The sequence below is a fragment of the Polynucleobacter sp. 35-46-11 genome (assembly GCF_002281105.1).
On sequence record NZ_NCFJ01000107.1, the window covers coordinates 1 to 6,709 of the forward strand.

Consider the following 6,709-nt stretch of genomic DNA (forward strand, 5'->3'; position numbering starts at 1 on the left):
GGTAGTGAAAAGGCATTTGCTGCTGGTGCGGATATTGCGACGATGGCGAAATATGGATTTGCCGACGTCTATCGCGGTGACTTTATCTCTCGTAATTGGGAAGAGATTAGAAAAGTACGTAAGCCAGTGATTGCAGCGGTATCTGGCTATGCCCTTGGAGGCGGATGTGAGTTGGCCATGATGTGCGACACCATCATGGCTGCTGAGAGCGCTAAGTTTGCACAACCAGAAGTGAAGTTGGGAATTATTCCTGGCGCAGGTGGCACACAACGTTTGCCACGTGCAGTTTCAAAAGCAAAAGCAATGGACTTAGCATTGACGGGTCGCATGATGGACGCTACTGAGGCTGAGCGCTCCGGCCTAGTTGCTCGTATTTTCCCTCAAGCGGATTTGCTAAAAGAAGTCAAAGTAATTGCCAAGACGATTGCAGACATGCCATTACTAACTGCAATGATGGTGAAAGAAGCAATTAATACTGCTTATGAAACTACGCTCTCAGAAGGCATTCATTTTGAACGTCGTTTATTCCACTCTTGCTTTGCAACAAACGATCAAAAAGAAGGTATGGCAGCTTTTATAGAAAAGCGCCCAGCAAAATTTACGAACTCGTAAAAAATATACTGCTAGGCTAAATTATTTTTCTAAGTAGCGTTGAGCTAGCTTGACCCAGTAGCTGACGCCCACTGGAATCAGTGCGTCATTGAAGTCATAAGAAGGGTTGTGAAGATGGCATGGGCCCATACCGTGACCTACTGCTCGGTGATCACCATCACCATTGCCTAGGAATACATAGCAACCTGGTTTCTCCAGCAACATGAATGCAAAGTCCTCTGCGCCCATCGTGGGGTCGATTGAGGTATTGACGTTTTGTGCACCAACTAATTCGCTCATTACTTCACTGGCAAATTCAACTTCCTTGTCATGGTTAATGAGCGGAGGGTAGTTTCGAGCAAAACTGATTTCTGCTTGGCAGTCAAATGCACTTGCTACGTTATGAGAAATTTCTCGTAAACGTTGCTCAATTAAATCTAGCACCTCGATGGTGAATGTGCGAACAGTCCCACCGATAAAGGCGCTATCAGGAATAACGTTGCTTGTCTCACCTGCATGAAACTGCGTAACTGATAACACCGCTGCATCCACAGGACGTTTATTGCGCGTAATGATGCTTTGTAATGCTTGTACAACTTGAGCGCCTGCAAGCACTGGATCAGCGCTGTTATGTGGCAGGGCAGCGTGACCACCTTTGCCGCGAACGATGATTTCAAAAGAGTTGCTGGAAGCCATCATGGGGCCAGAGGTCACGCCAAAATGTCCCTCAGCAAGCCCTGGCCAGTTGTGTAGACCAAAAACAGCATCACAAGGAAATTGCTTGAAGAGCCCATCGTTAATCATTTCTTGCGCACCAGCACCACCTTCTTCTGCTGGCTGAAAAATGAAAATGACTGTGCCTTTGAATTCGCGATGATTGGACAGATATTGAGCAGCACCTAAGAGCATTGCTGTATGACCATCATGCCCACAGGCATGCATCTTGCCGGGATTCTTTGAAGTGTGTTCAAAGGTGTTGTGTTCTTGTAATGGCAGTGCATCCATGTCGGCACGCAAACCAATCATCTTGCCTTGACCTAAGTCACCATCAAGCTTGCCAACCACCCCTGTTTTGCCAAGGCCACGATAAACCGTGATTCCCCAACTCGAAAGTGCTTCAGCTACAAGATCAGATGTGCGGTTTTCTTCAAAGCGTAATTCTGGATGCGCATGAATATTGCGACGAATTTCTTGGATAGCTGATGCGGAATCGATGATTTCTGGAAGTAATCGCATAGCTTCATCTTATCTGAATTTACTCGGGAAGTTTTATATGCTCCGCAGCAAATCGTAATGACTCTATGGAGTAGGGGGCATTTTCCGGTTTCTGAAGCTGCTGAGGAAGGGTGGGAATAACACCTAAAAATGGTGCAAAAATCCGGTCTTTTAGCGTTTGAATATTTTCTTCCAGAAGAGGCATCTCCTCTGAAAGCGTATTCGCTACCCAGCCGGCAATTGTTAACTGACGAGACTGAATTGCTTCACAAGTGAGTAGGGCGTGATTAATACAGCCTAAACGCATACCTATAACGAGGATGACAGGTAAATCCATTGCTTGAGCGAGATCCCCTAAATCTTCCTGTTCATTTAAAGGAACTAAAAATCCACCCGCCCCCTCAACAACCACCACCTCAAATTTTTGATTTAGTGAATGCAGGTCACCCAAGATAATGGTGGAATCTAGGTAGATATCATTTGCTTTGGCAACAAGATGGGGCGCTACCGCTTGATCGAGAATGTAACGACAAAGACTTTGTTCATGAAGATTTAATCCTGAAGCTATGCGTAATGTCTCTAAATCCTCATTGAATTTTTGACCACTAGCATCCACATAAGTTCCGGCAACGACAGGTTTAAAGCCGACTGCGCTGATACCTGTTTCTCTCAGTTTCAGAATGAGTGCGCCGGCAACTAAAGTTTTACCAACTTCAGTATCCGTACCTGATACAAAAAAGCCAGTAGAAGCATTGATCGTCATGAATTACTTTCTACGTTTTTCTCAATAGACTTCAATGTCTTAATCAGTTCACGTAAATCATTAGCACTGTGGTTTGCGGAAAAGGTAATACGCAATCGAGAGCTACCAACTGGGACGGTGGGTGGGCGGATTGCGGGGATCCAATAACCTGCTTCATCTAAGAGTTTGGCTGCCGCTAATGCGTTGGCATTGCTTCCTAAAATCACTGGCTGAATGGGGGTAGTTGAAGGGGTTTTTTCCCATCGTGAGAAGGTCATTTCCTCATTCCAAATCTGAATCAACTTATTAAGTTGTTTACGACGCGCAATGCCTTCATCACCTTCGATCAATTCAAGGCTGCTGAGTAAAGTGTGAGCAATTGCCGGTGGTGTAGCCGTGCTGTAGATATAAGGGCGTCCCTTTTGGATAAGCCATTCAATAAATGGCGCGCTTGCACAAATAAAAGCACCGCTTACACCGGCTGCCTTGCCAAGTGTGCCGACATAAATAATTCGTTCTGAATGCACGCCCGCTTGCTCCAAAATACCATGGCCTTGTTCGCCAAGCACGCCAAATCCATGAGCATCATCGATCATTAAGAGTGCATCATATTGTTCGGCGATATGGAGTAGTTTTTCTACGGGTGCAATATCCCCATCCATACTGAAGACACCATCGACCACAATCAATTTCAGTGGCAGAGTGTCTTGCTTTAAAGATTCCTCTAGCGAATCGAGATTTCGGTGGTCAAACAAAGTGATCTGAGCTTTGGATTGTGCGCTAGCTAGGCGTACGCCATCAATCAAAGAGGCATGATTGAGTTTCGCTGAGTAAATGCTGGCCTGACCCTGCTCAGCCAGTCTAGAAATTCCAGTAATGGCGTTGATATTCGCAAGATATCCGGTACTGAAGAAGAGCGCTCTCGCATTTGGGATATGTTTACTTTCAAAGGCAGCTAATTTTTTTTCAAGCAAGTCATGGGCAATGCTATGGCCGCTAATTAAATGCGATGCACCGCTACCAACCCCGTATAGTTTTGCGCCTTCTGCAAGTGCAGAAACCAATTCAGGATGATTTGCTAGTCCCAAATAGTCATTGCTACAAAATGCTTTCAGTTCTCGCTGACCAACGCGAGCTCTCGTGTCACAGGGTGACTCGGTTGTGCGCAGTTTGCGTCTCAGCAATTGCTTATCTAAGTCAGCAATCTGGTGATCTGCCATATTGCGAGCTGTAAATAGTTTACTCATGCTAGTACCTGGTTTAGAGCGCGTTGCACAGAAGCACCCATTTGCATTGCTTCCTCGGTAGTGAGGATGTACGGCGGCATGACATAAATCGTATTACCAATCGGTCTAATGAGGATGCCTTGCGCCATGCTGGCTGAAAACATCTCTCGTGAAAACGCAGTTGAATTTTTTAGGGAGTCGGGTTTGATATCAAAGGCTAAGATCATTCCCTGCTGGCGCCAATGTTCAATACGAGGATCAACTTTTGCCCAGGCAAATGCCTTGGCAAGATCTTTACTATGCTCAAGATTTTTTTCAAGAACAGAATCAGTTTCAAAAATCTCTAGGCACGCAAGTGCTGCAGCGCATGCTAATGGATTACCTGTATATGAATGTGAGTGCAAGAAACCTTGTTGCATTTGATCGCCATAGAACGCTCGATAAATCTTATCAGTCGTCATGGAAAGTGATAGTGGAAGATAGCCGCCACTGATACCTTTTGATAGCGTTAAGAAGTCTGGCCAAATTCCTGCGTGCTCACAAGCAAAAAACTTTCCTGATCGACCACAGCCCACTGCAATTTCATCGGCAATCAGATGAATGTTGTAACGATCACAGAGTGATCGCACTAAGCGTAAATATTCTGGAGAGTGCATTGCCATTTGCCCTGCACATTGAATGAGTGGCTCCACAATGATGGCGGCAATATTCTGATGCTCTACTTCTAGTAACTCTTCTAATTTTTTGGCAGCTGACCTAGCGACATCCTCAGCACTTTCACCAAGCTTTGCTTTGCGCGCATCTGGTGATGGAACAGTGAAAACATCTTGTAAAAGTGAGCCGTATGCTTCGCGAAAGATTGCAACATCTGTTACCGCAAGGGCGCCTAAAGTTTCTCCATGGTAACCATTCTCAAGGCAGACAAATTTTTTCTTTTGAGGCTGATTGTTGAGTCGCCAGTAGTGATGACTCATCTTTAAGGCGATCTCTACTGCTGAGGCGCCATCAGATGCAAAAAATACATGACCCAAGTGACCTTGAGTTAAAGCTGACAATTTCTCGGAAAGAGCAACTACAGGCGGATGGGTGAAGCCGGCGAGCATGACATGCTCAATTTTCTCCAGTTGACTCGTAATGGCTTGGTTAATACGTGGATTGGAGTGCCCAAAGAGATTGGTCCACCATGAGCTAATGCAATCGAGTAATGCATTTCCCTGATCATCAAAGAGCCAAGCGCCCTTACCCTTAGTAATGGCAATTAATGGCAATGATTCGTGATGCTTCATCTGAGTGCAGGGATGCCATACGGCGTCTAGGCTGCGCTCAACCAGAGAGCTTTGAATGGGATCAGAAATAAGCTTCATGTTTGGTATTTGACCACTAGTTTTTCCTAATTTAGGCCTGTATCTGTTATGTTTATGCCTTGAATTGATCTATTTTCTGGAATTCGACCATGCAGGCCACCCAAACTACTGAAAAACCCCTTACCCAAGTCAAGTCTCAAAAGGATTTGCATAAGGAGGTCGATGCTTCGGGTGCTTGGTCAGTGGCCCAGATTGAGGCTTTATTTGCCCTACCTTTTAGTGAGTTAATGTTCAGGGCACAAGAAACCCATCGTGCTAACTTCCCTGATGGTGATGTGGAATTAGCTACTCTCTTGTCAATCAAGACTGGTGGCTGCCCTGAGGATTGTGGCTATTGCCCACAGGCAGCTCGTTATGACACCGACGTCAAAGCCAATAAGTTGATGGATTTGGATGAGGTTTTGGCTGCCGCTAAGGCTGCTAAAGCTGCTGGATCGAATCGTTTCTGTATGGGCGCTGCTTGGCGAGAGCCTAAAGACCGTGATATTGAAAAAGTCACCGCCATGATTAAGGGGGTGAAGGCCTTGGGCTTAGAAACCTGCGCGACACTGGGGATGTTGGAAGCCAATCAGGCTCAAGCCCTTCAGGAGGCAGGCTTAGACTTCTACAACCACAATTTGGATACCAGCGAGGACTTCTATCGCTCAGTCATTTCCACCCGTGGGTACCAAGACCGTTTAGATACGATTTCTAATGTACGTGCTGCAGGCATGTCAGTGTGCTGCGGCGGCATTGTGGGCATGGGTGAATCTCGTGAACAGCGTGCAGCTTTCTTGGCACGCTTGGCCAATTTAAGCCCCTATCCAGAATCAGTTCCGATCAATCATCTGGTTCCTGTAGCAGGAACCCCATTGGCAGATCAGAAGCCATTGGATCCATTGGAGTTTGTGAGAACCATTGCAGTGGCCCGTATCACTATGCCCCGTGCACGCGTGCGTTTGTCAGCCGGTCGCCAAGAGCTCGGCAGGGCGGTTCAGGCCATGTGCTTCCAAGCTGGTGCGAATTCTATTTTCTATGGTGAGCAACTACTCACTACCGGTAATCCCGAGGCAGAGCAAGACCGTGAACTGTTGGCCGAGCTAGGTTTAAAGACCAAGCAAAGCTGTAAAGCAGAGGTTCTGGTCTAGCTTTAAATCCCTCTCATGACCCTAATTGATCGCTTCATTATTGAGTTTGATACAGCCTTACGCTCGGTAGTGGGGGGCGCCCATGCCCATCGTCCAACCCCGGGTTCAGATAAGCAATCTACCGCTTTATTGGACACAAAAGATCGGGAGCATGCCGCTGGATTGATGCGTGTAAATCATGTGGGTGAGGTTTGCGCCCAAGCCCTGTATCAATCTCAAAAATTAGTAGCTCGCAACCCTGAAATTCGACAGATGCTGGATCATTCTGGCCAAGAGGAAATGGATCATTTAGCTTGGTGCGAAACGCGTCTTCAAGAGTTGGGTTCGCACACGAGTTATCTCAATCCAATTTGGTATGTAGGATCCTTTGCAATCGGCTTGGCTGCTGGCCTAGCGGGTGATAAGTGGAGTTTGGGATTTGTTGCTGAAACCGAAAAGCAGGTT

Annotated in this window: 7 protein-coding genes; 3 read left to right on the plus strand and 4 right to left on the minus strand. The window is 46.4% G+C overall.

Annotated elements, in window-relative coordinates; all coding sequences use genetic code 11:
• Positions 1 to 612 (plus strand): enoyl-CoA hydratase-related protein (locus tag B7Y67_RS09075; protein WP_293598366.1); only part of this gene is annotated, 612 nt, incomplete at its 5' end.
• Between the two features lie 21 nt (positions 613 to 633).
• On the opposite strand, the gene B7Y67_RS09080 is transcribed toward B7Y67_RS09075, so the two are convergent.
• Genes B7Y67_RS09080 through bioA form a run of 4 tightly spaced genes read right to left on the minus strand, consistent with a single transcriptional unit; the run spans position 634 to position 5,138 of the window.
• The gene (locus B7Y67_RS09080) at positions 634 to 1,827 is read right to left on the minus strand and encodes a M20 aminoacylase family protein (protein ID WP_215302413.1); all 1,194 of its coding nucleotides are present in this window, start codon (positions 1,825 to 1,827) and stop codon (positions 634 to 636) included.
• A 19-nt stretch (positions 1,828 to 1,846) separates the two neighbouring features.
• Positions 1,847 to 2,569: a dethiobiotin synthase gene (gene bioD / locus B7Y67_RS09085; protein ID WP_293598367.1), complete on the minus strand. Its 723-nt coding sequence runs from the start codon at positions 2,567 to 2,569 to the stop codon at positions 1,847 to 1,849.
• The gene (locus B7Y67_RS09090) at positions 2,566 to 3,795 is read right to left on the minus strand and encodes an 8-amino-7-oxononanoate synthase (protein ID WP_293598368.1); all 1,230 of its coding nucleotides are present in this window, start codon (positions 3,793 to 3,795) and stop codon (positions 2,566 to 2,568) included. The genes bioD and B7Y67_RS09090 overlap by 4 nt, the downstream gene beginning before the upstream one ends.
• The gene (gene bioA / locus B7Y67_RS09095) at positions 3,792 to 5,138 is read right to left on the minus strand and encodes an adenosylmethionine--8-amino-7-oxononanoate transaminase (RefSeq protein ID WP_293598369.1); all 1,347 of its coding nucleotides are present in this window, start codon (positions 5,136 to 5,138) and stop codon (positions 3,792 to 3,794) included. The genes B7Y67_RS09090 and bioA overlap by 4 nt, the downstream gene beginning before the upstream one ends.
• Before the next feature lie 89 nt (positions 5,139 to 5,227).
• Here bioA and bioB point away from each other — a divergent pair, with 89 nt between their 5' ends.
• On the plus strand, positions 5,228 to 6,265 hold the full coding sequence (bioB, locus tag B7Y67_RS09100; RefSeq protein WP_293598370.1) for a biotin synthase BioB: 1,038 nt from the start codon (positions 5,228 to 5,230) through the stop codon (positions 6,263 to 6,265).
• Between the two features lie 15 nt (positions 6,266 to 6,280).
• On the plus strand, positions 6,281 to 6,709 hold a 429-nt coding region (coq7, locus tag B7Y67_RS09105; RefSeq protein ID WP_293598371.1), incomplete at its 3' end, for a 2-polyprenyl-3-methyl-6-methoxy-1,4-benzoquinone monooxygenase.

Bases quoted from the DNA above. Each gene is read 5' to 3' on its own strand.
- B7Y67_RS09080 (WP_215302413.1), bottom strand. From the start codon at position 1,827: ATGCGATTACTTCCAGAAATCATCGATTCCGCATCAGCTATCCAAGAA.
- bioD (WP_293598367.1), bottom strand. From the start codon at position 2,569: ATGACGATCAATGCTTCTACTGGCTTTTTTGTATCAGGTACGGATACT.
- B7Y67_RS09090 (WP_293598368.1), bottom strand. From the start codon at position 3,795: ATGAGTAAACTATTTACAGCTCGCAATATGGCAGATCACCAGATTGCT.
- bioA (WP_293598369.1), bottom strand. From the start codon at position 5,138: ATGAAGCTTATTTCTGATCCCATTCAAAGCTCTCTGGTTGAGCGCAGC.
- bioB (WP_293598370.1), top strand. From the start codon at position 5,228: ATGCAGGCCACCCAAACTACTGAAAAACCCCTTACCCAAGTCAAGTCT.